Source organism: Leptolyngbya sp. O-77, from assembly GCF_001548395.1.
GTDB lineage: Bacteria > Cyanobacteriota > Cyanobacteriia > Elainellales > Elainellaceae > Thermoleptolyngbya.
The window spans coordinates 694637-721634 of sequence record NZ_AP017367.1; the positions used below are offsets into that span (position 1 = coordinate 694637).

Genomic DNA, 26998 nt, shown 5'->3' on the forward strand with positions numbered 1-26998 from the left:
GGGGTGGGGCGATCGCCCCAGAATCCTTCTGCCAATTCTTCAACGAATTCTCCGGCATTCGCCGTTGGGGTGGGCCACCCTACGGTAAGCTGATAGTTGGCTCAAAACGCCTCAAATCTAAGGCTTGCTTAACATTTCGCTGTTTTTGTACACACTTCTTTGCACATGATCGCCAGTCCTCCCCGCACCATCCGCATCGGTTCCCGCAAAAGTCAACTTGCCCTGGTGCAAACCCACTGGGTGCAGTCCGAACTACAAAAAGCCTTTCCGGGGCACACCTTTGAGGTTCACACCATGAGTACCCAAGGCGACAAGATCCTGGACGTGGCGCTGGCCAAGATTGGCGACAAGGGGCTGTTTACCAAAGAGCTAGAAGTGGGGATGCTGAACGGCGACATCGACTTTGCCGTGCATTCGCTCAAGGACTTGCCGACCCGGCTGCCAGAAGGGCTGATGCTGGGCTGCGTGACGGAGCGCGAAGACCCGGCCGATGCGCTGGTGGTGCATGAAAACCACAAGGACAAACAGCTTGACACCTTGCCAGAGGGTGCGGTGATTGGCACGTCGTCGCTGCGGCGGCTGGCGCAACTGCGGCATCACTACCCCCACCTGGCGTTCAAAGACGTGCGTGGCAACCTGAACACGCGGCTGGCCAAGCTGGATGCGGGCGAATATGACGCGCTGATTTTGGCGGTGGCGGGGCTAAAGCGACTGGGCATGGGCGATCGCATTCACCAGACCATTCCCAGCGATGTGTCGCTTCATGCGGTGGGGCAGGGCGCTCTGGGCATCGAATGCCGCACCGAAGATCCCGAAATTCTCGCGGTGCTGAAGGTGCTGGAGCATACCCCCACCGCCCAGCGCTGCTATGCCGAACGCGCTTTTCTGCGAGAGCTAGAGGGCGGCTGTCAGGTTCCCATCGGGGTTCATACCGTCATCGAGGGCGACACGCTGGCGCTGACCGGACTGGTGGCCAGCCTGGATGGACAAACGCTAATCAAAGATACGGTTTCGGGCGCACCCGACACCGCCGAGCAGTTGGGCATCGACCTGGCCCATCGGCTCAAGGAACAGGGCGCACAGGCCGTGCTGGACGAAATCTTTGCCACGATTCAGCGGGGTTAGAGGTTGAGTGACCGCATCGGTTAGGTGACCGCATTGGTTAGGTGACCGCATCGTTTGAACTTTCACTCCAAATCAGGAACTTCTCCAATCGGCGATGCATCTTGGAAACTAGCGCGATCGCCCAGTTGTTCATGCCTGCTTCTGTGCATAATTTCTGTACATAATCGTGCATAATTTCTGTGCATGAATTGAGGAGCGATCGCCCAATCTCCTCAAAACGAGTCTAGAAACAATCCCAGAGGCCATTATGGATAAAGGGCTGAGAACGGGTTTCGCTGGGTTGGCCGGTCTGCTGCTGCTGGGCATGGGCTGGCTCCACCAACAGGCGATCGCCACAGAGCGAGCCTTGATCTGGTTTGAGCGATCATCTGAGCAATCATCTGAGCAATCATCTGAGCCATCTCTGGAATGGCATACTTTAGGGCGACGGGCATCGAGATGGCGCGAAGTGTCTCAGCGCCGAGCCGACCGCTCAGACGAAGCGTTTGTAGACACGATGCTGGCTTCTCACAACCGCTATCGCACCGAGCTAAACCTGCCGCCGCTGCGATGGTCCGACCAACTGGCGCAGAATGCTCAGGGCTGGGCAGATGAACTGGCTGCGCGAGGCGGTCGCCGTCTAGAACATAGCCAGGGTACGGGCGAGGGCGAAAACCTGTGGATGGGCACGTCGGGCTATTTTTCCTATGACGACATGGTGACGGGCTGGGGCGATGAAAAGCGGTATTTTCGCCCCGGCACCTTTCCCAACGTCAGCACCACGGGCAACTGGGCGGATGTTGGCCACTACACCCAAATCATCTGGCGCGACACGACCCATGTCGGCTGTGGCCTGTCCACGGCGGGCGGCAACGATATCCTGGTTTGCCGCTATAGCCCGCCCGGAAATTACTCCGGTCGCCGTGTTTATTAGTCTTCTCCAAGGCTGCGATCGCCAAAAAACATCCCGCTGAGTAAGTCCTGGAGTAAGTCCTAAAATAATTACGAAAACGTTACCGAAACTTGCTAGGGTTTAGGTGTTGTGCGTCGCGCTAGAGGATGAACGCACAATCGAGACGTTCGGGAGACTCAGGGGGGTCACGATGCGAATTTTGTTTGTGGCGGCCGAAGCGGCCCCGGTGGCAAAAGCAGGCGGCATGGGCGATGTGGTGGGCGCACTGCCCAAAGTGCTGCGGCAAATGGGGCACGATGTTCGCATCTTTATGCCCTACTACGGTTTTTTGCCAGACAAGATGGAAATTCCCAAAAAGCCCGTCTGGTCTGGCACGGCAATGTTTCAGAATTTCAAAATTTTTGAGAGCAGGCTGCCCAAAACCGACGTTCCGGTTTACCTGTTTGGGCATCCCTCCTTTATGCCCCGCCGCATCTACTACGGTGAAGATGAAGACTGGCGGTTCACCCTGTTTGCCAACGCAGCGTCCGAGTTTGCCTGGAATTTCTGGCGACCGGACGTGATTCACTGCCACGACTGGCACGCGGGCATGATTCCCGTGTGGATGCACGAGACGGAAGACATCAAGACCGTTTTCACGATTCACAACCTGGCGTATCAGGGCCCGTGGCGCTGGCGACTGGAGCAGATGACCTGGTGCCCGTGGTATATGCAGGGGCACAACACGATGGCGGCGGCGGTGCAGTTTGCCGACATGGTGACGACGGTTTCGCCCACCTATGCTGAGCAAATCAAAACGCCGGAGTATGGCGAACAGCTAGAAGGGCTGCTGTCCTATATCAGCGGCAAGCTCGTGGGGATTCTCAACGGCATTGACCAAGCGCTGTTTGACCCGGAGCGCGATCGCCAGATTCCGCAAAACTTCACCGCCGATACGCTGGACAATCGCCGCGAAAACAAAATCGCGCTGCAAGAAGAACTGGGGCTAGAGGTGAATTCCAAGGCCTTTTTGCTGGGCATGGTGACGCGCCTGGTAGAGCAAAAGGGTCTAGATCTGGTGATTCAAATGCTAGATCGGTTTATTTCCTACACCGATGGGCAACTGGTGGTGCTGGGGACGGGCGATCGCTACTACGAAACCGAGCTATGGCATATTGCTTCGCGCCATCCGGGTCGCGTCGCTGTGTACCTGCTGCACAACGACACGCTGGCTCGCCGGATTTATGCGGGTACAGATGCCTTCCTGATGCCGTCTCGGTTTGAACCCTGCGGCATCAGCCAGATGATCGCCATGCGCTATGGCTCAATTCCTATCGTGCGGCGCACGGGTGGACTGGTGGATACTGTGCAGCACCACGCCCCGTCAGAGAACGAGGGCACGGGCTACTGCTTTGACCGCTACGAACCGCTGGATCTGTACACCTGCATGATCCGCGCCTGGGAAGGGTTCCAATATAAGGACAAGTGGCGATCGCTCCAGCAGCGGGCAATGCACCAGGACTTTGCCTGGGATCACTCCGCCCGCGAGTACGAGAAGATCTATCGCCGCATCAAAGGCCTGCCCGAATCGGGTGACGAGCTGGATAGCAAGGCAGAAGAAGCCGCAGCCAACCCAGAGGTTGCTGCAACCGACGCAGCCGCACCAGACGCATCTTCTGACGAGTCTGCCAAAGAAAAGGTGGCTTAGGCGACGTTGTGGATGGTCTCGTTGTGGATGGTCTCTCTGCGGCGGCAGGTGTCTGATCTACAAGGGTTGATTTTTCGTGCCCGTCGCGCCCCAAAATCAACCCTTGAGTCGGAACCTAAGCCGTCAGTCCAGCCCCAGTCGGCAGCCCAACCGCCTTAAACGCGGCCCGAACGACTTGCGTAGAACCCAAAGGCACTTTGCCATCGCGGGTCAGTTCGCGGGCAGCCGTCACGATCACCGCTACGGCATCGTCAAACTGGGCCGTCGGCCAGAGTTTTTGCAGCGCACTAAACCAGATTAGGGCGGCATTGTCGGTGCCGATTTCTATCGCAGTCAGATAAAACGCCTTGTTGGGAATGCCGCTGTTGATATGTACGCCGAAGTTATCTTCGGGCCTGCTGAAATAGTCGCGCATGTGACCCGGCTGCGGATCTTTGCCCAGCAGGTCGTTGTCGTAGGCGGTTCCTGGCTCCTTCATCGAGCGCAGCGCCTCGCCATAGAGCGTTGGCCCCATGATCTCGTCGCCAATCAGCCAGTCTGCCGTCTGTGCTGTTTGCCCCTGAGCATATTGCGTAATCGCTGTGCCAAATACATCGGCAAAGTGTTCGTTCAATGCGCCGGACTGTCCCTTGTATTCCAGATTGGCGGTGAACTGAATTACGCCGTGGGTGAGTTCGTGGGCGACCACATCCAGAGAGTTGGCAAAGCTGGTGAAAATTTTGCCGTCGCCATCGCCAAAGGTCATCTCATCGCCATCCCAAAAGGCGTTGAGATAGCGAACGCCAAAGTGGACATTCAGGATCAAATCCATGCCCAGGTTGTCGATGGAGTTGCGCCCCATGACATTTTGGAAATAATCGCGGACGATGCCTGCATAGTTATGAATGATAGTCACGTCGGCATCGGCGGTTTCTGGATCGGATTCGCCGCGTGCTAGTTTGAGCCGCTGCTGCCAGGTTTGCTCGCAGTCATAAACGAGGCGATCGCTCTTGCCCACAGGAGCCGCGCCAGTAAAGGTCGCCATGCTGACGGCGGCGGCGGTGGCTTGCCGCTTTTCTCGCATCTTGCGGCTCTGCTGATAGCTGACGCGGGCATCGTCAACCCCTTTGCGGGCAAGATGCTCTGCAATCACCGGGGGAATAAAGGAACACCGACAGCCTGGACGACAAAGATGACGCATAAAGACTCGCTCCTAATCCTAAATAATGAGCAGGACTTACCCAAAGACACATTGAAACGGCGCTGAAGCAACGACAGCAAAACGGGGGTCTGATTTGCTACAGCTTATCTTTTTGGACTAGAGACACGCCTGCGTAGGCCCTGGGCAGGCGTGTGACGGGTCGCTCGTACCTCAGTGGGAGATCGGTGTTCCTAAAACCCCCAGGTGCGCTTTGGCCCGATATCCAGGTGAATCACGTTCGGCATGTTGCTATAGATGCCAATACCGCCATTCCAGGACAGCATCACTGCATTGGCCACCTGACGGCCGCTCAGGCCCTGCACCTGCACATCGACTGCTTTGCCATAGAGGTGCTGGCTGTTGGTTGCCCCGCCCACTGCCGAGTTGACATCTGGCGGACGATACCAGGAATTGACCTGGAAGGGGCGGCCAATCTGGTTTCGCACCCGTTGCAGCTCCCGCGCCAGGGCCAGGATATTGTCGGCGATCGCCTTGGTAGCGGGAATTCGCGTTGCGTTCTTGGTTGCCTCGCCCCAGGTAAAGTTGCCGTTGGGAATAATCGGCTGGTCGGTATAAAACGTGGAGGAATAGCCCGGCAGTCGAAATGGCCGACCCGTGTATTGGGGGGGGGGCGGCGGCGGTGGGGGCGGCGGTGGGGGGGGGGGCGGCGGCGGTGGGGGCGGTTGCGGTCTGGGATAAACCACTCTGCCCGCCTGCTCGACTCGCGCATGTTGGTCAAATACATACCAGGTGTTAAACCCGTAGATATTGTCTTTGACGTATTTGAGTGCAAACTTGATGTGTGAGTTGAATGATCCCTGGGCATCGGCAAAGGCATAGTTGTCGATCACGAGCAGCGTCCCTGGAATGGCAGGGGCCTGTTCGTTGGGCGCAAGCTGCGACGACTGCACCGGGCGACGTTTGAACAGCGTGTTTTGCGTAATTCGCAAGATAAACGCATTGGGGTCTTCAGGCGGGTACACCACGTCTCCATCAAAGGTGACAAAGGCGTGCTGATTGAACACAAACCAGGTGCTTAGCCCGTTGATAAAATCAGCGCGATCGCGAATGGCTAACTTAATGTGGTTGTTAAATTCGCCCTGCGCGTCGGCGAAGGCGTAGGAATGCAGGTTGAGCGTCCGTCCCCGCTGGATCGAGACTCGTTCTGAAGGAGACAACAGAGACGAATCGACCGGGCGGCGCTTCAGGATCGTATTTTGATTAATCCAGAGGATCGGTATGCTCTCTTGATCTTCGTGCGGGTAGACCACGACCCCGTTGGCTTCGACTTGGGCATCCAGACTCGACACAAACCAGGTGTTGAATCCATTGATGGTTCGGTTTTGCAACGCGAACTTTATATGTCCGTTGAAGGAGCCGTTGATATTGGCGTAGGCGTAGGAATGCAGTGGGTAGGTGTTGCCAGAGGTGATCGCCACCATTTCATTGGGCTGCAACAGAGAAGTCGGCTCGGGCCGCAGCTTAAACACGGTTGCTGTTTTCACACGCAGAATCAGTTGTACCATCGGCAACACCCAAATCTAGTTCGCTCAAAGCGCTCCAAAGCAAGCGCTGAAAATAGACCTACTCATGATAGGTGCTTTTGTAGCTTTTGCAGCTTTGGGCATCGCCCCGCTGTTTTAGAGCAACTGGCTATCAACTACATGGCGCAACCCTGAGCGATCCCAGACAGGCTTGTCTAAATCGATTTTTGGAAGCGTAGAAGACCCGCGCAGCCCACCTCTGGACGTAGAAACCCATTCCATAAATTAATCAGGGCTGCTATAATTCATGATTGTCTGTAAAAATTGACTTTGCAGCGCTCGATGCAGCCTTGCCGGTGTAGCTCAGTGGTAGAGCACTCGATTCGTAATCGAGCGGCCGTGAGTTCAAATCTCATCACCGGCTTTCACGCCAAAGCCATTAAAGATCGGTAACTCTAGGATTCCTGCTTCCCAGAGACGGCTTCTGGAAAGATAGACCAGTTCTAAAGAGAAAACTCCAGTTCTCATATGGACGGGGTTTATGTGCTGTGTTGATACGCCATTCGTCCACTAAAGCAGCAAGGGATGGATCTCAGCGGCCCGCTGCAACAGCTTGCGATACTCGCGGTTGCTGACGATGTAGGCTCCAAAGCGGGCCAGGTGGGGGTTCATCATTTGCGCGTCGAAGAGAACAAACTGGCGATCGCGCAATCGCTCCACTAGCTTCACCATCGCTACCTTCGACCCGTCGGGAATTCGATAAAACATCGACTCGCCAATAAACGCACCGCCGACAATAATCCCCAAAATGCCGCCCGCCAGCTCATCGCCCCGCCAGGTTTCAAAGCTGTGGGCATAGCCCGCGCGATGGAGTTCCTGATAAATCACCTTTAGCTCATCAGAAATCCAGGTGGTGTCGCGGTCGGCGCAGCCCTCTACAACTTCTGAAAAGGCGCGATCGATCGCCACCGAAAAGCGGTTTTGGTTCAGCACCCGCTGGAGCGATCGCGGATAGCGAAACCGATCATCCAGCGGGATTAGCGTCCGCTGCTGGCTAGAATACCAACCCAGCGAGTCACCTGTGTCTTCTGCCATCAAGAAATATCCCTGGGCATAGCGCTGGACGATCGCCTCAATGTCATACTGATACCAGGTCATACCTCCATCCTACGGAACAGACTGCGAAATCGCTGAGTCAGGCGCGAAGTTGTTGCAAACGCGACTTTCAAACGCGAATCTCAAACAGGAATTTCAAACGCGACGTTATTTCAAGCTTGTCTCAAATTCGTCTCAAAAACTTGTCTCAAAAACTTGTCTCAAAAATTTGTCTCAAAGTTGCCTCAAACTCGAAGTTGCCTCAGAATTGCTTATGGCTGAACCGATCCCAGCAATTACCCTGCCCGTGGCGACCCATCCCCAGCAGGAGGGCGAATGGCTCCAGGCGGCGCTGCACCGATGGCTTGACGAAGAGTTTATCCCCGAAGCAGTGAATGCAGAGATTGCCCGACGGGCGGCGCAGGTGTTTGTGAGACATCGCATGGAAGGAGAAACAGATTTGGGGTCGCTGGTAATTGCCCTAGTGACGGAAATGCAGGCGTTTGACTTTTCCCGCAGTTTTTTTAGCGAGTTTGCCGTGGCCAATGCGGTCAGCGATTTGCTGCTAGACAGCCTGGGGGTTGATCGCTGCTGCGGCGGTTGAGTAGGGCGCAGGTTTTCCTGGTTTTAAGGATTCCTTAAAATTGTGCGGGCGATCGCCCCCTATCTGTTTCTACCAATTTGGTAATATTGACCTGATGCTCACCGTGAAAAATTCATGGGATCCACGATTCAGGACACTCCAGCGCTAGATAGCAAGCTGCTTCAGACCGATGTCAAGCTCGGTCGCGTTCTGCTGGTGGAAGACGAAGAACTCATTCGTGAGACAATTAAGCTCGCCCTCAGCGACGAAGGCTACGACGTACTCGTGGCAGAGGACGGGCGGGCCGCGCTGGATATCATGACTCGCGCCGACGACAGCGAGTATGCCGAGTTTGAGATTGACCTGATTATTTTGGACTTAATGTTGCCCTACGTGAACGGATTGGATCTGTGCCGTCTGATCCGCCACAACGGCAGCACTGTACCGATTCTCATCCTTAGCGCCAAAGGCAGCGAAACCGATCGCGTGGTTGGGCTAGAAGTGGGCGCAGACGACTATCTCACCAAGCCCTTTGGAATGCGGGAACTGATTGCTCGCTGTCGAGCGCTGCTGCGTCGCCATCGCCAGGCCCAGCCCCAGATTGGGGATGCAAACCTGAGGTTTCAAGACATTACCTTGTTTCCGCAGGAGTGTCGCGTGACGGTGCGGGGTGAAGCCATCAACCTCTCGCCCAAAGAGTTCCGCATCCTGGAACTGTTTATGACCCATCCCCGACGGGTATGGTCGCGAGAGCAGCTCATCGAAAAGGTGTGGGGCCCTGATTTCATGGGCGACAGCAAGACGGTGGATGTCCACATTCGCTGGCTGCGCGAAAAGCTAGAGCTAGACCCCAGCCACCCCGAATATCTGACCACGGTGCGCGGGTTTGGCTATCGCTTTGGCTAAGCGCCCTCGGGCGGCTGATTGGGGACTTCAAGAGGTACTCTCAAAGGATCTGCGGTGGGTATTCTCGATTTCTTGCTGGGGCTGCTCATTGGTTTGGGGCTACTGTGCTGGCAGCAGGTTCGCCAGCGTCAGCGCCTCACCCGACTGCTCCGGGAGCTGCGGGCCGCAGATGTAGAAACTTCTCCCTTTTCGGCTACGTCTCAGCTTGCCCTGACGGTAGCCCGCCAGCAGCGGATTCAGCAGCAGTTGGAGGCGGAGGTGTCTACCTACCGCTCTATCTTGGAGGCTGCGCCCGTTGGCTATCTGCATCTCGATGATGAAAACCGCTTGGTCTGGTGCAACCCCGAAGCGCGATCGCTCTTAGACCTCACCCCCGCGCCGCCGAACCAGTCCGAAGGTCCTCGCTTGCTGCTGGAACTGGTGCGCTCCTACGAGCTAGACGACCTCGTGGAGCAAGCCCGCAATTCCAAAACGCTATGCCAGAAAGACTGGGTGTTCTACCCCGTTAGTCCAGACGTGTTGCAGCTGACTCGCCAGCGCTCTTACGTGCTGCGGGGCTATGCAGTTCCCATGCCCAAGCAGCATGTCGGCGTGTTTTTGGAAAGCCGTCAAGAAGCGGTGCAGCTCAGGCAGCAGCTTGATCGCTGGGCTTCCGACGTCGCCCACGAGCTAAAAACCCCCCTCACCTCTATCCGACTGATTGCCGAAACACTGCAAACTCGACTCGATCCAGCGCTGCGGGGCTGGGTCAATCGGCTAATTGGGGAATCTATTCGTCTCAGTGACCTGGTGCAAGACTTGCTAGACCTGGCGCTGATCGACCGCGAATCGTCTCAATGCCTGCATCTGAGACAGGTCAATCTGCCCGACCTGGTGCAGGCGGCCTGGCTCAATCTGGAGCCGTTGTCTCGCAAAAAGCAGGTGCAGTTGAGCTATCAGGGGCCCGAGTCTTTGCCAGTGCAGATCGATGAGGCCCGAATTTATCGCGTGCTGATGAACCTGCTAGACAACAGCATTAAATACAGTCCGCCCTGGGAAACGGTCACGGTGCGAATCAGCACAGGACTTGCAGAGGAATCTACTCACAGCAGTTCTGCAACCGGCGTTTGGCTGGAAGTGTTTGACGCAGGAACCGGATTTGCAGAGCAAGACTTGCCCCATGTGTTTGAGCGGTTCTATCGGGCCGACCCAGCGCGATCGCGCTTGCCGCCCAACCGCTCTGGCAGTCCCGGAGCGTCGAATGCATCTCATTCAAATCCATCTCATTCAAATTCATCTCATTCGAGTGAAGCCGAGCCATACCACCGCACCAGCAGTGGTCTGGGTCTGGCAATTGTTCGGCAAATTGTGGAAGCCCATCACGGTGTGGTGCTGGCCAGCAACCATCCAGAAACAGGTGGCGCGTGGTTGCGGATTTGGCTACCGCAGGACGGGCTAGAACCGGAGCCTCACAAGCAGCCACCGGCCGGGCTGGAAAGCAAGCTCTATGAAGAGCCAAAGGCTGATGTGGGTTCTGCAAGCCTATTGGAATAGAGCAGATTGGAATAGAGCAGAATAGAGCCGTGCTGGGATCACGCTGGCAAGCCACTGAGCTTTAAGCCACTGAGCTTTAAGCCACTAAACCCTGATTCCACTAAGCTGGAACAAACCTCAGCGCAACGCCATTCATGCAATAGCGAAGACCTGTGGGTGCTGGGCCATCGTCAAACACATGCCCCAGGTGTCCCCCGCAGCGGCGACAGTGAACCTCTGTGCGGGTCATCAGAAAAGAATTGTCGATGCTTGTGCCGATCGCCCCTTGAATGGGTGCAGAGAAGCTGGGCCAGCCTGTGCCACTGTCATACTTTGTTTCGGAGCTAAACAGCGGCAGGTCGCAAGCCGCGCAAACATAGGTGCCGTTGCCATATTCCTTATCTAGCGGGCTGCTGCCGGGATACTCGGTGCCGTGCTGCCGCAGCACGCGAAACTGTTCCGGTGTCAGAATGGCTCGCCACTCTGCCTCTGTTTTGGTGATCTCGAACGTCGTACTGGCGATCGCCTCGCTTGCCCCCTGCTGTCCGGGCAAGTAGCGAGAAAGCCACGCTACCCCCAACACTGCCGTACTGATGCCTAAAAAGTATCGCTTCTTCATCGCTGCTTTATCGCTGTTCGGTAGTGGTTGTCAGGGTTTACCCAAAAGCGCTCATATAAGCCCTTTCCCGCAGGTTGATAAAACCGACGGGTAGAGCGCCTGAGACTGATGAGAACTATGATGAGGGATCGCCTGAACGCACCTTGAACACCCGGTGAGAAGCGTCTGAAAAGCTGCTGAGAATCTTCTCAAATGCCAGATCTCATTCGAGCGCCCCAGGCTATTGCTCTTGCATCAGGCGCAGATAGTTTTGCTGAAGCTGGAAGTGGTTTGCCGACAGGTTTTCGGTTAGGTCGCGCTCTACGTCACAAATCTGCTGCCAAAACGCGGCCGATCGCCGCCCTGCCACTGCCTCTCGCCACAACATTTCCAGCAGATTAGCCATTGCCGGGTTTACCTGGGCAATTTGGACTTTCAGTTGGTCAAACGCATCATTGGCCGCTGCATGAGTTTGTAGATCTTGCAGCAGGGCAATGCATTCCGCCAAGGCTTGCGTCATCGAGTCGGAAGAAGCATGAGTCATGGGGGCTGTGAATTATTGCTTACGAGTTTTACAATTTCGTAACATTTACTTCATTATGGGGGTGGGCAATCGGGATTCGCAACCCGCAGATTTTTCAGGTTTGCCCATCCGCACGACAGCTACATCCCAAAACGCTATTTGGGTTATGGTTGAAAACACGCGGGTATAACGCTTTCTTAGGCTTCCGCCGTCCTTATTGTCAAGATACTTTCATCAGCAAACAGCTTCATGGGCAAGCAGCGCGTTCTCTCTGGCATTCAGCCAACTGGTGAGTTGCACTTGGGCAACTACCTCGGTGCCATTCGCAACTGGGTCGAAATTCAGGAAGACTACGACAGCTATCTATTTATGGCGGATTTGCACGCCATTACTGTGCCCCACGATCCTACACGACTGGCCGAAAGCACCTACAAAGTCGCCGCCTCTTACCTCGCCAGCGGCATTAGCCTGGAACACGCCACCATCTTTGTGCAGTCTCATGTGCCCGCCCACGCAGAGTTGGCCTGGCTGTTGATGTGCATTACGCCGCTGAACTGGCTGGAAGACATGATCCAGTTCAAGGAAAAGGCCGTGAAACAGGGCGAAAACGTCGGCGCAGGCCTGCTCAGCTATCCCGTGCTGCAAGCGGCAGACATTCTGCTGTACGAACCCGACAAAGTACCCGTCGGCGAAGACCAAAAGCAGCATCTGGAACTTACCCGCGACATTGCCGCCCGACTCAACTACCAGTTTGGCAGCGAAGACGCGCCAGTCCTGAAGTTGCCCACGCCGATGATTCGCGCTGAGGGCGCACGGGTGATGAGCCTGACCGACGGCACGAAAAAGATGTCAAAATCTGACCCGTCAGAGTTGAGCCGAATTAACCTGCTGGATTCGCCCGAGGAGATTCAGCGCAAGATCAAGCGCTGCAAAACTGACCCAATTCGCGGACTGGAGTTTGACAATCCTGAACGCCCGGAATGCACAAACCTGCTGACGCTTTACATGATCCTCTCGGGTAAGACGAAGGACGAAGTGGCGAAGGAATGTGCCGAGATGGGCTGGGGGCAGTTCAAACCGCTGCTGACGGAGGTCATGATTTCTGCGCTGAAGCCGATTCAGGATCGCTATCACGAGATTATGGGCGAACCGGGCTATTTGCAGCAGGTTTTGCATGAGGGCAAAGAAAAGGCAGAGGCGATCGCCAACATCACGCTAACTAAAGTGAAAAAGGCGCTGGGATACGCTTTGCCCGTTTGAAGGGGTCAGGGAGATTGCTCCGCAGCGCTTGCGCGAACAGGGGTCGGGCTATGAATCTTGATCATCCTTAGCTAAATTGCCCCTGAAATCTCGATGCCCCAAGTTATTAGAATCTGCTGATTATGGTTACCTCTTCATCCCTGCCTGCTGAACCCCGATCTCTGGCTCCTTCAACCCGCCTGCAAGCGGCTGCCGGGTCTGGCGAATTTTTGATCACTGCTGAGGTGATGCCGCCGAAAGGCTGCGACCCAACACACATGCTGCAAATGGCGCATTTGCTCAAGGACTGGGTGCATGGGGTCAACATTACCGATGGCAGTCGGGCGGTGCTGCGGATGTCGTCGCTGGTGGCGGCGGCGCTGCTGCTGCGGGAGGGCATCGAGCCGATTTATCAGGTGGCCTGCCGCGATCGCAATCGAATTGGGCTACAGGCAGACCTGATGGGGGCGCAGGCGCTGGGCATTCGCAATGTGCTGGCGCTGACAGGCGACCCGATCAAGGCGGGCGATCATCCCGATGCCAAGCCCGTGTTTGACCTGGAATCGGTGCGGCTGCTGCGATTGATCGGCAACCTGAATGCGGGGCTGGATATTAATGAGAAGCAGCTGACGGATGGGGCGACCAGCTTTTTTGCTGGGGCAGCGGTCGATCCGCAGTGCCCAAGCTGGTCGGGACTCCAGCGCCGATTTGAGCGGAAGGTCGAGGCGGGGGCACAGTTTTTCCAGAGTCAGTTGATTACTGATTTTGACCGTCTGGACAAGTTCATGCACCAGATTGCGGCCAACTGCAACCGACCGATTCTGGCAGGCATTTTTTTGCTGAAGTCTGCCAAAAACGCCCAGTTTATTAACAAAAACGTGCCCGGTGCCCAGATTCCCCAACACATTATCGATCGCCTGGAAAAAGCACCCCATCCGCTAGAAGAAGGCGTGGCGATCGCCGCTGAGCAGGTGCAGATGGCGCGGCAACTCTGCCAAGGCGTTCACATGATGGCGGTGAAGCGGGAAGACCTAATTCCAGAGATTTTGGCGCGGGCGGGATTGGGAAAAGTATCAGCGGTCAAAAGTTAGGCCGCTCTAGCAAAAAATACCAGCCTTACCTGCCATGCTTCTCCCCTCGCGCTCCAGCACGATTTGCCGCAGAAATTCGCGGAAATAGGCACGGCGCTCAGACTCCGATAGGTCGAGCCAGAACTGCGGCAGGGAGATGACCTGGGCGATCGCCCTCAGGTTTGCCGGGGGCAATTGGTCAATTTGGGTTTGCAGGCGGGCAATTTCAGTTCGCAGCGTATAGGCGCGGAGGTCAGCCGTTTGCTGATCTAGAATACCCTGCTGCACCAGATCGGGCAGTTGAACCAGCCAGGTTTGGCGCGTGTGGATCTGGGCGGCGATCGCCCGCTGCATCTGCTCCACATCGGGCAGGGGGGTGCTTGAAACTAAGCGCGGCAGGTCGGCGCAAATGCGCTCGAAGGTGGCGTGCAGCACAGACTCGTAGGCGATCGCCCCACATTTTTTAGCGCGGGGACAGGCCGCAGGGCGCAGGTAGAGATAACTCCGCGACTGGCGGGGGCGCGTCACGCTGCACACCCGCAAAGCCGACTGGCACTCGCCGCAAGTGACCAGCCCAGAGAGCGATCGCGGCGCACTGGCAGCGCGGGGCGGCAGCTTCCGGTTTCGCCGCAAAATACGATCGACTTGGGCGGCTTCGGCGCGGGGCAAAATGGCGGGATGCGTGTCGGGCACGATATCGCCCGTGTGGTATTCCAGATCGCCGCGATAGACCGGGCTGGTGAGCCATCGTTTGCCGGTCGAGCTAGAGATTTTCTTATTGTATTTTTGCTGCAAATAGCGAATGCTACCCCGCAGCGAACCATAGAGCAAAAAATGGTCAAAGAAATCCTTGACGACCGGAGCCGTGGTTCGATCCAGCACGTAGCGATCTTTGCCGCGCCGATAGCCGTAGGGCGCTTTTCCTGGCGGCGGCTGGGCGCGGATACGGTTGCGGGCGTGTCCCTGCTGAATGCGCTGGCGATGCTGAGCAGACTGGAGCGTCTGAAACTGTTGCAAAAGCTCCGCAGGTGAAGGGGCTGGAGTCTGGGGATCAGCGCCCGCAATTCGCAGCGGAATATGCAGTGCCTCTAGCTCAGCTAGGCGATCGCCCACCTCTGCTACAGAATCGCCCAGATCGGCCAATTGGCGAACCAATACTGCTGCTGGCAGTTCCTGCTGACAATCCTGCAAAAGCTGCTGCCACTGCGGTCGATGGGCAATGCCAGGAGGCTGTCTGGTTTCACGGCTATTCGCCGCCGCACCTGTTGCAGCATCTAATTCTGCATAATCCTGGTAGACTCTATCTGCGATCGCCCACCACGCAGCCTCCTCAGCCGAACCCTTAAAGGAACCCTGAAGTGATGCATTCGGTACAGTCTCACACCGCAGATCAACGTAAGAATAAGCGATGATTTTCATGGTGTTTTTCCTAGCACCATTAAAAACCTCTAAAATTATCGAATAATCCAGCCAGGACACGCCATGAGTTCCATCCTCCACTCGTCGGATGATGCCTTCAGCACCGGCACCGCCACAGAAGATCGAGACGATCAGCCTCTTTCAGCTACGGATCTGTTTCTTCGCCATCGGCTGAAGCTAGTTGAAGAACTGTGGGAGTCAGTGCTTCAGCAAGAGTGTGGGCAGCAGTTGGTAGACCTATTGCAGCAACTGCGCTTGGTCTGCTCCCCTGAAGGACAAGCCCCCGAAGAGGGGGAGGCGATCGCCTTAGCGGTCATCGAGAAGCTTGATTTAAACGACGCAATTCGTGCCGCCCGTGCTTTTGCCCTTTATTTTCAGCTGATCAATATCGTCGAACAGCACTACGAACAGCGTGGACAGCAGCAGCAATATCGCGCCTCCTACGACGTAGCCACAGCCTCCGACGACAAGCAAAACGGCTCCGACACCCAAACTGCCGGACTCAGTGCTGATATGCTAGAGCGCAGCCTGCGAGAAGAAACCGCACTGCGCCGAGAAATGAGTACGTTTCGGGGTCTGTTTCCCAAGCTGGCCAACCTTAACGTGCCGCCACGCCAAATCCAAAACCTGATCGACAACCTTGACATTCGCCTCGTCTTCACTGCCCACCCCACAGAAATCGTCCGCCACACCATCCGCGACAAACAGCGCCGCATCGCCAAAATCCTGCGCCAGCTCGACACTGCCGAAGACAGTATGCGGATGCTGGGGCTGACTTCTTCCTGGGAAACGGAAACCCTGCGAGAACAGTTGACCGAAGAAATTCGCCTGTGGTGGCGCACCGACGAGTTGCACCAGTTCAAACCAACGGTGCTAGATGAAGTAGACTACGCGCTGCACTACTTCCAAGAAGTCCTGTTTGATGTGATTCCGCACCTTTACTACCGCTTCCGTTCGGCGCTAAAGGCCACCTTTCCAGGGTTGCATCCGCCCCGCTACAACTTCTGCAAGTTTGGCTCCTGGGTCGGGTCTGACCGCGACGGCAACCCGTCCGTCACCCCGGAAATCACCTGGAAAACCGCCTGCTATCAGCGCAATCTGGTGCTGGCGAAATACATCCAGTCGGTGAAGCACTTGATCAACCTGCTGAGCCTGTCGCTGCACTGGAGCGATGTCTTGCCCGACCTGCTAGAGTCGCTAGAGCAAGACCAGGCGCAAATGCCTGAAGTCTATGAGCAGCTTGCCATCCGCTATCGACAGGAACCCTATCGCCTGAAGCTGAGCTACATCCAAAAGCGGCTGGAAAACACCTGCGAACGCAGCCGCAAGCTCTACAACGGCGACTATTTCAACGACGAGTCTCCGGACTACAACCCGGCGACGCTCTATCGCTCCGGTGACGAGTTTCTGGCAGATCTACAGTTGATTCGCAGGAATCTTGAGGAAACGGGGCTAACCTGCCGTGATTTAGAGAATTTGATTTGTCAGGTGGAAATTTACGGCTTTAACCTGGCGCATCTGGACATTCGCCAGGAGAGCGGTCGCCACTCGGATGCGATCGCCGAAATCGCGGAATACCTGCAAATTCTGCCCAAGTCTTACCACGAGATGACGGAGGAGGAGCGATCGCACTGGCTGGCCACCGAGCTAAAAACCCGTCGCCCGCTAATCCCGTCGGAACTGCCTTTCTCCGAAAAAACCTGCGAAACCATCCAAACCTTCCGCATGGTTCGCAAGCTGCATCAAGAGTTTGGCCCCGCGATTTGCCAGACCTACGTCATCAGCATGAGCCACCACGCCAGCGACCTGCTGGAAGTGCTGCTCCTGGCAAAAGAGGCAGGCATCTACGACCCCGCCACGGGCAGCGGCGCAATCAACGTAGTGCCGCTGTTTGAAACGGTAGAAGACCTGCTCCGCGCTCCGGCAGTGATGAAGGAGCTATTTGAGCTGCCGCTCTATCGGGCATATCTGTCGGGCGGCTATGCCGAGCGCCAGCAAGAAGAGACAGGGCAAAAGGTGGATATTGCAGGCTCCAGGAGTACGCTGCCGCAGCGAGCCTCACTCCAGGAAATCATGCTGGGCTATTCCGACAGTAATAAAGACTCCGGCTTCCTCAGCAGCAATTGGGAAATCCACAAGGCCCAGCAGTCGTTGCAAGCGATGGCCGAAACCTACGGTATCTCCCTCCGGATCTTCCACGGGCGCGGCGGTTCCGTGGGGCGCGGCGGTGGGCCGGCCTATGAAGCGATTCTGGCTCAGCCGGGTCGCAGCATCGACGGCCGCATCAAAATTACAGAACAAGGCGAGGTGTTGGCCTCGAAATATAACCTGCCGGAACTGGCGCTGTATAACCTAGAAACCATCACGGCGGCGGTGGTGCAGGCGAGCCTGCTGCGAAACGGGTTCGACGATATCCAGCCGTGGCACGAAATTATGGAGGAACTGGCGACGCGATCGCGCTCCCACTACCGCTCCTTGATCTACGAACAGCCGGATTTTGTTGATTTCTTCCACCAGGTCACGCCGATTGAAGAAATCAGCCAGCTTCAAATTAGCTCCCGGCCCGCTCGGCGCGGCGGAAAAAAAGACCTGGGCAGCCTGCGGGCCATTCCCTGGGTGTTTAGCTGGACGCAGACGCGCTTCCTGCTGCCCTCCTGGTATGGCGTGGGCACGGCGATTAACGAATTCCTGCAAGAGGAGCCAGAGGAAAACCTGAAGCTGTTGCGCTACTTCTATTACAAGTGGCCCTTCTTTAAGATGGTGATTTCCAAATGCGAAATGACCCTTTCAAAGGTAGACTTGCAGATTGCTAACCATTACGTTCAGCAGTTGTCGCAGCCCGAAGATCGGGAGCGCTTCGAGCGGCTATTTGAGCAAATCCGCGACGAATATCATCTGACGAAGGGGCTAGTGCTGGCGATCGCCGGCCATGAGCGCCTGCTCGATGGCGACCCCGACCTCCAGCGCTCGGTGCAACTCCGCAACAGCACAATCGTGCCCCTTGGCTTCCTGCAAGTCTCCCTGCTGAAGCGCTTGCGCCAGCACAAGACCAGCGCCGCCTCTGGCGTAATCCGTTCGCGCTATAGCCGGGGCGAACTGCTGCGCGGCGCACTGCTCACCATCAACGGCATCGCCGCCGGAATGCGAAACACAGGCTGAAGAAACATCGGCAAGCTGAATTGTTGACGTTTCGTGCGCGGCTGACCCGAAACGTCAACGATTGGTGGGTAGACACGAATGGTGCAGAGTGCTGTTAGGCGTACCCATAACTCACCGTGCCGAAAACTCACGGAGCCGAAAAGTATTGATGCGTTACGCTGGCGCTGACGGGCTCTACCAAGCTGCAAACTAAAACGCAAACTAAAACCAGGGACTACCGGACTACGGGCGATGGCTGCGGCGCAGTTCTGTAATCTGATCCGCCCGATCCAGAATTGACTCCGGCATCTCTGGCCCCGTCAGGATCAAGTCCACCTGGCGGGGTCGATTTTTCAGAAGTTCCAGCACCTCGGATTCTGGAATCAGCCCAAACTTAATTGCCAGACTGAGTTCATCCAGCACCACCAGCGCATACTTGCCCGACCGCACCACGTCCTGGGTATGCTGCCACAATTCCTGCAATGCTTCCGCTTCGCCATCCTCAAGTTGGGGTGTATCGATGCAGCGGGGCAGATCGCAGCGCAGCCAGTCGAGGTGCTGTCCCAGTCGCACTGGGTGTGCCTGCCCCTGCCCAATGCCGCCTTTGAGAAACTGTACCACTAGAACAGGCGTTCCCTGCCCTGCAATGCGGAGCGCCTGCGCCATCACGCTGGTAAAAAAGCTGCGGTGGGGACAGGTAAACACCTGCACCAACCCTTCCACCGTATGAGAGAGGGGGCGGGTGAAATCTGAAACCGAGGTCTCAACTTGAGAAACCATGAACACTGACCAATAGGGGGAAATGGGGGCGCAAAACGTGCGATCGCAGCGTGTTTATACCAGCTTTTCAGGAGCGCTTCAGTCGGGCGATCGCCCAATAAGGCATTAAGTTAAGGCATTGACCAAGGACGCTATATGGCGCTACGTAGCGCTATGTAGCGCTGTGTGGCGCTGCAAAAAACTGCCCAAAAACAGATACGCCCGCAGAACAATACGCTAGTATTAACGCAATTTGCTGACAAGATGCACCCAAACGAGCCTTATGAAGCAGTTGGCACAGAGGTTCACAAAACAAAATGTAGCGTGATCGACTGCACTTTGCCTCTATAAAACACTACATCTGCGATCGCGTCAAGCGTTGTCCCCTAATCCTGCCTAAGCCCACTCCACTTGCATGGTCGGCATTAGGCGCTGTAGGTTTTTGAGCGATTGCCCCTGCCAGATAATTTCTTCGCTGCCCAGGATCACCAGCGCGATCTGAGGCTTCTGCCGCATCATGATGACAAACCGAGACAGCATATTGATGCCAGAGCTATTTAGAAACTCCAGGTTTCGTAAGTCCAGCCGCAGCGTGGGCGGAGATCCAGACTCAGGCGGAACTAAGGCGATCGCCGACTCCAGCAGTTCTACAATCGGCGTATAGTCTGCGGTGCTGCCCAGGCTCAGAGAGCCTTAAAATACCACGGTTGAATTTTGTGGACTCAGCCGAACGCTATAGTCAGCGCCATTAATCTCAGTCATACCTAATTGAGCCGTCATGGAATCTTCTCTCTAATCAATGATTATTCGGTGCTTTGCGAGCGACCTGCTTTTTGGGCAATCGGAGGGCGATCGATCGCCCGGTTTCATCCGGGTCGGGGCAGCAAACGCCAGAAAGGTTTTGTACAGCAGTGAAAGGGGCCAACAATTGAGGCTATAGAAATGGTTAGGACAAGCCTTCATCTGCACGCTTATGAGAAGAACAGCTTTTAACTGAACCTCGTAATCCCTGCCCAAATCCTTTACCCCCTGCCCCCTCGCGCTCTCCTCATGGCAGATTTTGACCTACTGGCGCTACTGAAAACAGGTGTCAGCATTTGGAACCAATGGTGTTTGACCCATCCCGAAGCGGGGCGGCTGGACTTGTCTGATGCGCGGTTGCCAGAGCTTGACCTAAGCCGGGTGCTGCTGCGGGGCTGCCTCTTGCAGCGAGCCGATCTGCGCCAGACCAATCTTAGCTTCGCCAACCTGAGCCAGGCTGATTTCAGCCATGCGATTCTGGAGAGCGCCAATCTTTATCGCGCCGACCTGTATCAAGCCAACCTCGCTGGGGCAAACTTGCAAGACGCAAACTTGCAAGATGCCAGCCTGATCCGCTGTGTGCTTGTCCGGGCAGCGCTGGGGCTGGCAAACCTGCATCGCGCCAAGCTGACGGGAGCCGTATTAGAACATGCAGACTTGCAAGGGGCAGACCTGACCCAGGCAACCCTGCGTCGAGCCAAGCTTCAGGGGGCAGACCTGCGCGGAGCCGACCTCAGTGGGGCCGACCTCAGCGAAGCCGACCTGCGAGACGCAAACCTGGCGCTGACCGACCTAAAGGGGACTCAATTGCAAGGGGCAAACCTGGAAAACGCCAGCTTGCTGGGAGCCGACCTGAGCCGGGCCGTGCTGCACGATGCCAACTTGAGCGGGGCAAACCTGCGCCATGCCTATTTGCAGGACAGCAATCTGCAACGGGCGAGGCTCATCTGGGCAGACCTGCGAGAGGCTGAGCTGTGGCACGTTACGCTCGATCAGGTGAACCTGACGGCGGCCCAGCTCGATGGCGCAATGCTGAACGGCACGATCGCCCTGGAAAGCTACTCGCCGACGCAGCCCGGTGAGGAGTTGGAAGTGACGGCTAACCTGGAAACAACCGAAGACCTGATGCCGTTTGTCAGAGATGTCTGACGAGAAGCGGGAGGGGGAAAGGGGAAGAACGAAGAGGGAAGAACGAAGAGGGAAGAGGGAAAACTACCTGTGATTGAAGTTTGTGACTGCAACTCGTTGCTGTTCAAATATCGCGGCTAAGAAATCCTAGAAATCATGGTTAAAGCGTGGCGGCTAAGAAATCGCAGTTTGAGAAATCGCGATCTGAAGATGCTAAAAGCCTGTCACCAGTCCGGCGATCGCCAGCACAGCCCCACCCACCAGACAATACTTCATCGCCAGGTCGCTGGCTTTGGCGTTGCGCTCGGCCGATTTCGTCAGTTCTTCGGCATTGCGGAGCGAGATGATGAACTGTTTCCCCGATTCGGTTGGGCGCTGCAAGGTCAGTCCATTGCCCGCATCGCTCACCGTCGCCACCACCGTCACCCGCCGCTCCACTGGCACGATTACCTCCTGGTAGCGGTAGCCCAGCGTGCGGCGATCGCCCCCCAGCGGACTCAGCGCCCGCGAAAAGCCGCCAAAGGAAATAAAGTTGCCGGGCGATTCAGGCCGAAATTCATCCAGCACGGTGATCGTCTCAAAGTCGGCCTGGTTGGGGTCAACGGCGATCGCCCCGGTATCATCCTTCAGCACAAAGGGCGTGGACTGCTCGTGGCTGGCCACGGTTTCCGAGCCGCGCTCGGTGCTGCGCTCTTCGTTGCCGTCCTTGTCGCGGCGAACCACGGTTTCCTCATACTCGCGCCGCACGGTCATGTGGTAATAGACGCAGGGCTGCTGCGCCAGTTGGGAGGTGAGAGGGCGATCGCACTGCACCACGCCCGACAGCCGTACATACTCACGCCAGTTGCCGCCGCCAATTTCCTGAGCAATCTCTGCCGACATTTTCTCCAGTTCTGCCACCGTTGCCGGACGCGATACCTTGAGGCAATAGGCGCGGCCGCTGTGGTGGCGTTTCACAAAAATCAGCACGACTCCCGCAATCAGCAAAATTGCGCCAACCGTTAGCAGCACCATAGCCCGACTCCAGAACCAGCCTTTGAAAGGACTTGCTTAGGATGCCCGAAACCGTTTGCCCAGCCTCACAGGCTCAAGACATCTACACACTTCCTCTCCAATGCGATATCACCACAGGATGAGATTCGCAGCCTAATCCGCAAAATCAAACCGGGGATGAAACCGGGGATGCAGCAGCCGCTCCACAGGTTCGTCGTGCTGCAAATGCTGAGTGGCGATCGCCTCCACATCTTCCGGCTTCACGCGGCAGTACCACACGTTGTCTGGCGTGACCCGCACCGTCGGCCCAGAAGCACACTGCCCCATACAGTCGCTCGCGCTAACCAGTACTCCCGGCAGGTTCGCCTCTCGAAAGGCCGCCAGCACCGCCGCCGACCCGCTCCGTTCGCAGGAGCGATACTGACAGACCGAAACGCATCGCCGTTTTAGCGACGGGGCTTGCTGATTTTGTGAACTAGACAAACGATTCTCAGAAGGGGATTCCACAGTCAGCAGGGTGATGGGTAAAGATTTCTACTCACAGCTTATTCATTAATAAGCAGAGCTGCCACCTGCTGAGGAGAAGCGCAACGGCTGTGGTCTTGCACCATGCTAATTGCCCAAATACGCCTCTAGCACCTGGGGATTTTGCTGCACCTCTTCGGGGGTGCCCGATGCCAGGTTGCGCCCTTCTGCCATCACCCAGACGCGATCGCACAGCGACATCACCACGTCCATGTTGTGTTCAATCACCAGAAACGTGATGCCCTGACGGTTCCAGGCTTCGATATGTTCACAAATCTGGTTGATCAGCGTCGGGTTTACGCCCGCAGCGGGTTCATCCAGCAAAATCAGCCGGGGCTTCACCATCAGCGCCGTCCCAGTTCCAATAGCTTGCGCTGACCGCCCGACAGGGGAACCCCGCGTAGTCGTGCGCTTTGTGCGCCAGTCCGATGGATTCCAGAATATTCCAGGCATACTCCCGCTGGGTTTCTTCTTCTTGGGGCAATCCGGGGGCGATCGCCACCACACATTCCAAAACCGCTCGCCCCGTCTGCTCCTGCGCCGCCAGCAGCATATTCTCCAGCACCGACAGCCGCGACAACACCCGCGCCACCTGAAACGTCCGCACCAGCCCCCGCTGCGCCACCTGATGCGGCTGCAACGTCTGAATCGGCTCTCCAGCAAACTGCACTTCACCGCTGTCTGGCCGCAAAAACATCGACAGCAGGTTAAACAGCGTCGTCTTGCCCGCCCCATTCGGCCCGATCAGCCCAGTAATGCTGCCCTCTGGCACTTCGATCGAGGCCGAATCCACCGCTCGGATACCGCCGAAGGTTTTAGTAAGTTGGGTTGCCGTCAGGAGAGCCATGAGTGGGGTGGGATGTTGGAGAGATAGGAGAGGGGGAGAGGGGGAGAGGGGGAAAGAGAGAAGAGAGAAGAGAGAAGAGAGAAGAAGTTCCGTTCTTCGTTCTTCGTTTTTCGTTCTTCGTTTTTCGTTCTTCGTTTTTCGTTCTTCGTTCTTCGTTCTTCGTTCTTCGTTCTTCGTTCTTCGTTCTTCGTTCTTCGTTCTTCGTTCTTCGTTCTTCGTTCTTCGTTCTTCGTTCTTCGTTCTTCGTTCTTCTCTCTTTCCTCCCTACTTCCCAAGGGTCAGCTCGTCCTTGTTGCCCAGAATGCCCTGCGGTCGCCACACCATGAGGATCATCAGCAGCAGACCAATGAGCATGACGCGGAATGCACCGAGGCGGGCATCGTCGAGGGGAATCACGTCGCGCAAAAAGAAGCGAGTGACGGTTTGGTAGCCCCAGAAAATCGCGGCTCCCAGAATCGTGCCGACGTTATTGCCTGCGCCGCCCAACACCACAATCGTCCAGGCGTTGAAGGTGACGAGGGGCTGGAAGTTGTCGGGATAGACAGTGGTGAGCTGCCAGGCGTAAAGGGAACCCGCGATGCCCGCCAAAAAGCCGCCGATCGCCAGAGATTGCAGCTTGTAGGCGAAGACGTTTTTGCCCAGAGCGCGGGCAACGGCTTCGTCTTCGCGGATGGCTTTGAGGACGCGGCCCCAGGGCGATCGCACCAACCGCTCCAATCCCCAAAAGATCAGCGCCAACAGCACCACCGACACCAGCATCAGCCCGGCTTTGCTGGGGTTGCGGTCGTAGTGATACAGCGCCGAGGCGGAATAGCCATAGACCCAGAGGCCCAGCGCCGCGCAGACCAGCGCCGCCACCGTTCCCAAGCTGTTAGACCAGGCAGGAATTCTGGCATCTGCCAGCTTGCCCAGCCACACATAAAGCCAGACCAGCGCCACCATCGCCACTAGCAGCATTGCGCCCAGCAGCCAATAAGGAACCGTGCCCAGTTGCTTGAGCGTGCTAGAGACATAACCCAACCCAATCACCAGCAGCGTCAGAGACAGCAGGTAGCCCAGCGACAGGGCCACGCCGTTGGTCAAGTGCGCTGGAGGAATGGACTTCACCGTTTGCCGCAGCCAGCGCCAGAACCGCCAGTAGGCCAACCCGGCGATCGCCGTTAGGATCACCACCATGAGCGATCGCCCCAGCCAGTTGGGGTTCCAAGTCGCCAGCGGTAGCGGAAAGCCCTGAAGTCCAAAGGTTCCCCGTGTCAGCCAATCCTCATTTTCGGCAATCAGGCGCACCATCTCCGCCACGCCAATCGTGACGATCGCCAGATAATCTTCTCGCAGCCGCAGCGTCGCAAAGCCAATGCCCAGCCCCAGCAGCGCCGCCAGCCCCGCCCCAACCAGCGCCCCCAGCCACAGCGGCACGCCCTGCAAGCTCAGCAGCACCGTCGCATAGGCTCCGATCGTCATAAACGCGACCTGCCCAAAGTTGATCAGCCCCGTGAACCCCCATTGCAGATTCAGCCCCAGGGCAAAAATGGCAAAGATAGCCGCAAAGATCACTAGCGAGACAACAAACCCTTCCATGAGCAGTCGGGAATTAGCTTTCTTGAAGAATAGCAGGTTGGGGAAGAGGAGGGAGAGATGGAAAAAACGAAAAACGAAGAGTGAAAAATGAAACGTTCCTCCCTCTTCCTTCTTCGTTCTTCCTTCTTCGTTCTTCCTTCTTCGTTCTTCCTTCTTCGTTCTTCCTTCTTCGTTCTTCCTTCTTCGTTCTTCCTTCTTCGTTCTTCCTTCTTCGTTCTTCCTTCCTTCACTCTCCCCCCGGCCGCCACAGATATCTCCGCAAATCCACCTTTCCCTCTGGGCTAAACTCGATACCCTCTGCTTCTAAGAGCGATCGCTGCAAATAATCCGTACCGTAGCGCAGCGGCGATTCAGACACTTCGCCTCTGGCGTTGATGACGCGATGCCAGGGAATGTCGGAATTTTGCATATCGACCCGATAGAGCGCGTAGCCCACCAGCCGCGCCTTACCATACAGTTGCGCCAGATCCGCCACTTGCCCATAGGTCGCCACTTGTCCGTGGGGAATCTGCCGCACGATGTCGTAGATCACCTGATACGTGTTCATCAGTTTCAGGGTTCAGCGCAGAAGCGTGGGTGACGGCTCAGGCCAGGTCGCGATGGGTAAAGGGGCGGGCGTTTTCGCCGCTGTAGGTGTTGACGATGTGCCCATCGCCCACTAACTGATACTTATAGGTCACCAGACCTTCTAGCCCCACAGGGCCGCGGGGCGGCATTTTCTGGGTGCTGATGCCGACTTCTGCGCCAAAGCCATAGCGGAAGCCGTCGGCAAAGCGGGTAGAGCAGTTGTGAAACACGCCTGCTGCGTCCACTTGAGAAATGAAAGTCGCAGCGGCTGCGTCATCTTGTGTAGCGATCGCCTCGGTGTGGCGGGAGCCGTAGGTGTTGATGTGGGCGATCGCCGCCTCCAGCGAATCCACCACGCGAATCGCCAAAATCAGGTCACTGTATTCCGTTGCCCAGTCTGTTTCCGTGGCAGGCTTGATGGCAGCGCCACCCAAAGCCTGTGTGCGGTCATCGCCGCGCAGTTCTACGCCCGCCTGTTTGAAAAACTGGAACCATTGCGGCTAAGAATTCAGAAGCGATCGCCCTCATGCACCAGCAGGGTTTCAATGGCATTGCAGGCGGAGGGATAGTTGGTTTTTGGCATCGAGGGCGATCGCCCACCGCCTGGGCCACGTCGGCCGCCCGATCGACGTATAGGTGGCAGATGCCGTCGGCATGGCCCAGCACCGGAATCCGCGTATTCTCCTGCACAAACCGCACAAAGGCATTGGAGCCACGCGGAATAATGAGATCCACTTCTTGATCCAGCCCCAACAGCGCCACCGTTTCCTCCCGCGTCGTCAGCAGGCGCACCACCGCCGGGTCTAGGTCTACCGAACTCAGCCCCCGGTGAATCGCCCTCGTCAGCGCCTCGCAGGAGCGCACCGCTTCCCGCCCGCCTTTGAGAATCACGCCGTTGCCCGATTTGATCGCCAGCGACGCAATTTGCACCAGCGCATCGGGCCGCGACTCGAAAATTACGCCCAGCACACCCAGGGGACAGGTAATGCGCTTTAGCACCAGCCCGGTGTCCAGTTCTCGATGAAGCTGCACCTGCCCCACCGGATCAGCCAGCCGCGCCACATCGCGCACGCCCGCTATCACGCCGCGCAGCTTGGTTTCATCCAGCTTCAGCCGCCCGTAGAGCGGTTTCGCCAGCCCCTCCTCTAGCGCTGCCGCACAGTCTGCTGCATTGGCTGCCAGAATCTCTGGGGCTGCGGCTTCCAGGGCAAGGGCGATCGCCTCCACCGCCCGATTTCGCGCCTCGCCCGATAGCGCCGCCAGCCGCCGCGCCGCCGATCGAGTCTGCTGGGCCAGGGTTTTCAGGTCAGGGGTAGAGGTGAGCATAGAGGATTAGGGTTTAGATTTTA

Annotated in this window: 26 protein-coding genes and 1 tRNA gene; 11 read left to right on the forward strand and 16 right to left on the reverse strand. The window is 56.8% G+C overall.

Going from position 1 to position 26998, the window contains the following annotated elements; translation table 11 throughout:
- Positions 1-165 precede the first annotated feature (165 nt).
- From hemC to glgA, 3 genes are all read left to right on the forward strand, one after another.
- Positions 166-1125, forward strand: coding sequence for a hydroxymethylbilane synthase (gene hemC, locus O77CONTIG1_RS02995; RefSeq protein WP_068507939.1), 960 nt, complete (start codon positions 166-168; stop codon positions 1123-1125).
- Between the two features lie 247 nt (positions 1126-1372).
- Complete coding sequence (locus tag O77CONTIG1_RS25915) at positions 1373-2038, forward strand: CAP family protein (protein ID WP_225894676.1); 666 nt, start codon at positions 1373-1375, stop codon at positions 2036-2038.
- A 169-nt stretch (positions 2039-2207) separates the two neighbouring features.
- Entirely contained in the window at positions 2208-3704 is a 1497-nt protein-coding gene (gene glgA / locus O77CONTIG1_RS03005; protein ID WP_068507941.1) for a glycogen synthase GlgA, read from the forward strand.
- Positions 3705-3819: 115 nt separating this feature from the next.
- Here the strand turns inward: glgA and O77CONTIG1_RS03010 are convergent, their stop codons facing one another.
- On the reverse strand, positions 3820-4884 hold the full coding sequence (locus O77CONTIG1_RS03010) for a M4 family metallopeptidase (protein WP_068507943.1): 1065 nt from the start codon (positions 4882-4884) through the stop codon (positions 3820-3822).
- A gap of 191 nt (positions 4885-5075) precedes the next feature.
- Complete coding sequence (locus O77CONTIG1_RS03015) at positions 5076-6410, reverse strand: YcbK family protein (RefSeq protein WP_068507946.1); 1335 nt, start codon at positions 6408-6410, stop codon at positions 5076-5078.
- 310 nt (positions 6411-6720) lie between these two features.
- Here O77CONTIG1_RS03015 and O77CONTIG1_RS03020 point away from each other — a divergent pair.
- Positions 6721-6792, forward strand: a tRNA-Thr gene (locus O77CONTIG1_RS03020).
- A gap of 146 nt (positions 6793-6938) precedes the next feature.
- Here the strand turns inward: O77CONTIG1_RS03020 and aat are convergent.
- Positions 6939-7526: a leucyl/phenylalanyl-tRNA--protein transferase gene (gene aat, locus O77CONTIG1_RS03025; protein ID WP_068507948.1), complete on the reverse strand. Its 588-nt coding sequence runs from the start codon at positions 7524-7526 to the stop codon at positions 6939-6941.
- A gap of 211 nt (positions 7527-7737) precedes the next feature.
- Between aat and O77CONTIG1_RS03030 the strand changes: the two genes are divergently transcribed.
- The 3 genes from O77CONTIG1_RS03030 (at position 7738) to O77CONTIG1_RS03040 (ending at position 10485) form a co-directional block, all read left to right on the forward strand.
- Entirely contained in the window at positions 7738-8067 is a 330-nt protein-coding gene (locus O77CONTIG1_RS03030; RefSeq protein WP_068507949.1) for a hypothetical protein, read from the forward strand.
- 114 nt (positions 8068-8181) lie between these two features.
- Entirely contained in the window at positions 8182-8952 is a 771-nt protein-coding gene (locus O77CONTIG1_RS03035) for a winged helix-turn-helix domain-containing protein (RefSeq protein ID WP_068507951.1), read from the forward strand.
- 54 nt (positions 8953-9006) lie between these two features.
- Entirely contained in the window at positions 9007-10485 is a 1479-nt protein-coding gene (locus O77CONTIG1_RS03040; RefSeq protein ID WP_084782097.1) for a PAS domain-containing sensor histidine kinase, read from the forward strand.
- A gap of 100 nt (positions 10486-10585) precedes the next feature.
- Here O77CONTIG1_RS03040 and msrB read toward each other — a convergent pair whose 3' ends face one another.
- Positions 10586-11083 carry a peptide-methionine (R)-S-oxide reductase MsrB gene (msrB, locus tag O77CONTIG1_RS03045; protein WP_068507954.1) on the reverse strand — a complete coding sequence of 166 codons (498 nt, stop codon included), beginning with the start codon at positions 11081-11083 and terminating at the stop codon, positions 10586-10588.
- 220 nt (positions 11084-11303) lie between these two features.
- Positions 11304-11606, reverse strand: a complete 303-nt coding sequence (locus O77CONTIG1_RS03050; RefSeq protein ID WP_068507956.1) for a hypothetical protein — start codon at positions 11604-11606, stop codon at positions 11304-11306.
- A 228-nt stretch (positions 11607-11834) separates the two neighbouring features.
- Between O77CONTIG1_RS03050 and trpS the strand changes: the two genes are divergently transcribed.
- Complete coding sequence (trpS, locus tag O77CONTIG1_RS03055) at positions 11835-12845, forward strand: tryptophan--tRNA ligase (protein ID WP_068507958.1); 1011 nt, start codon at positions 11835-11837, stop codon at positions 12843-12845.
- A gap of 122 nt (positions 12846-12967) precedes the next feature.
- Positions 12968-13915, forward strand: coding sequence for a methylenetetrahydrofolate reductase (locus tag O77CONTIG1_RS03060; RefSeq protein ID WP_068507960.1), 948 nt, complete (start codon positions 12968-12970; stop codon positions 13913-13915).
- 6 nt (positions 13916-13921) lie between these two features.
- Here the strand turns inward: O77CONTIG1_RS03060 and O77CONTIG1_RS03065 are convergent, their stop codons facing one another.
- Positions 13922-15313: a recombinase family protein gene (locus O77CONTIG1_RS03065; RefSeq protein WP_156434888.1), complete on the reverse strand. Its 1392-nt coding sequence runs from the start codon at positions 15311-15313 to the stop codon at positions 13922-13924.
- Between the two features lie 63 nt (positions 15314-15376).
- Here O77CONTIG1_RS03065 and ppc point away from each other — a divergent pair, with 63 nt between their 5' ends.
- On the forward strand, positions 15377-18472 hold the full coding sequence (ppc, locus tag O77CONTIG1_RS03070) for a phosphoenolpyruvate carboxylase (protein ID WP_068507961.1): 3096 nt from the start codon (positions 15377-15379) through the stop codon (positions 18470-18472).
- A gap of 222 nt (positions 18473-18694) precedes the next feature.
- Here ppc and O77CONTIG1_RS03075 read toward each other — a convergent pair whose 3' ends face one another.
- Both O77CONTIG1_RS03075 and O77CONTIG1_RS28290 read right to left on the reverse strand, forming a co-directional pair.
- Complete coding sequence (locus tag O77CONTIG1_RS03075; protein ID WP_068507964.1) at positions 18695-19231, reverse strand: P-loop NTPase family protein; 537 nt, start codon at positions 19229-19231, stop codon at positions 18695-18697.
- 375 nt (positions 19232-19606) lie between these two features.
- Entirely contained in the window at positions 19607-19897 is a 291-nt protein-coding gene (locus tag O77CONTIG1_RS28290) for a slr1659 superfamily regulator (protein WP_225894753.1), read from the reverse strand.
- A 363-nt stretch (positions 19898-20260) separates the two neighbouring features.
- On the opposite strand from O77CONTIG1_RS28290, the gene O77CONTIG1_RS03085 reads away from it, so the two are divergent.
- Positions 20261-21160, forward strand: coding sequence for a pentapeptide repeat-containing protein (locus O77CONTIG1_RS03085; protein WP_068507966.1), 900 nt, complete (start codon positions 20261-20263; stop codon positions 21158-21160).
- 192 nt (positions 21161-21352) lie between these two features.
- On the opposite strand, the gene O77CONTIG1_RS03090 is transcribed toward O77CONTIG1_RS03085, so the two are convergent.
- The 8 genes from O77CONTIG1_RS03090 to O77CONTIG1_RS03115 all read right to left on the reverse strand — a co-directional run bounded on the left by O77CONTIG1_RS03090 (position 21353) and on the right by O77CONTIG1_RS03115 (position 26975).
- Positions 21353-22153 carry an E3 ubiquitin ligase family protein gene (locus O77CONTIG1_RS03090; RefSeq protein ID WP_068507968.1) on the reverse strand — a complete coding sequence of 267 codons (801 nt, stop codon included), beginning with the start codon at positions 22151-22153 and terminating at the stop codon, positions 21353-21355.
- A 132-nt stretch (positions 22154-22285) separates the two neighbouring features.
- A complete protein-coding gene (locus O77CONTIG1_RS03095) occupies positions 22286-22639 on the reverse strand; it encodes a (2Fe-2S) ferredoxin domain-containing protein (RefSeq protein ID WP_225894677.1) in 354 nt (117 codons plus the stop codon).
- 105 nt (positions 22640-22744) lie between these two features.
- Complete coding sequence (locus O77CONTIG1_RS27700) at positions 22745-23002, reverse strand: hypothetical protein (RefSeq protein WP_286132508.1); 258 nt, start codon at positions 23000-23002, stop codon at positions 22745-22747.
- A complete protein-coding gene (locus O77CONTIG1_RS03100) occupies positions 22971-23504 on the reverse strand; it encodes an ATP-binding cassette domain-containing protein (protein ID WP_286132509.1) in 534 nt (177 codons plus the stop codon). The genes O77CONTIG1_RS27700 and O77CONTIG1_RS03100 overlap by 32 nt, the downstream gene beginning before the upstream one ends.
- 264 nt (positions 23505-23768) lie before the next feature.
- Positions 23769-25082, reverse strand: coding sequence for a branched-chain amino acid ABC transporter permease (locus O77CONTIG1_RS03105; RefSeq protein WP_068507971.1), 1314 nt, complete (start codon positions 25080-25082; stop codon positions 23769-23771).
- Positions 25083-25308: 226 nt separating this feature from the next.
- On the reverse strand, positions 25309-25629 hold the full coding sequence (locus tag O77CONTIG1_RS03110; protein ID WP_068507973.1) for an MGMT family protein: 321 nt from the start codon (positions 25627-25629) through the stop codon (positions 25309-25311).
- Between the two features lie 37 nt (positions 25630-25666).
- Entirely contained in the window at positions 25667-26083 is a 417-nt protein-coding gene (locus tag O77CONTIG1_RS27705; protein ID WP_286132510.1) for a hypothetical protein, read from the reverse strand.
- A 13-nt stretch (positions 26084-26096) separates the two neighbouring features.
- On the reverse strand, positions 26097-26975 hold the full coding sequence (locus O77CONTIG1_RS03115) for an aldehyde dehydrogenase family protein (protein ID WP_286132511.1): 879 nt from the start codon (positions 26973-26975) through the stop codon (positions 26097-26099).
- Positions 26976-26998 lie beyond the last annotated feature (23 nt).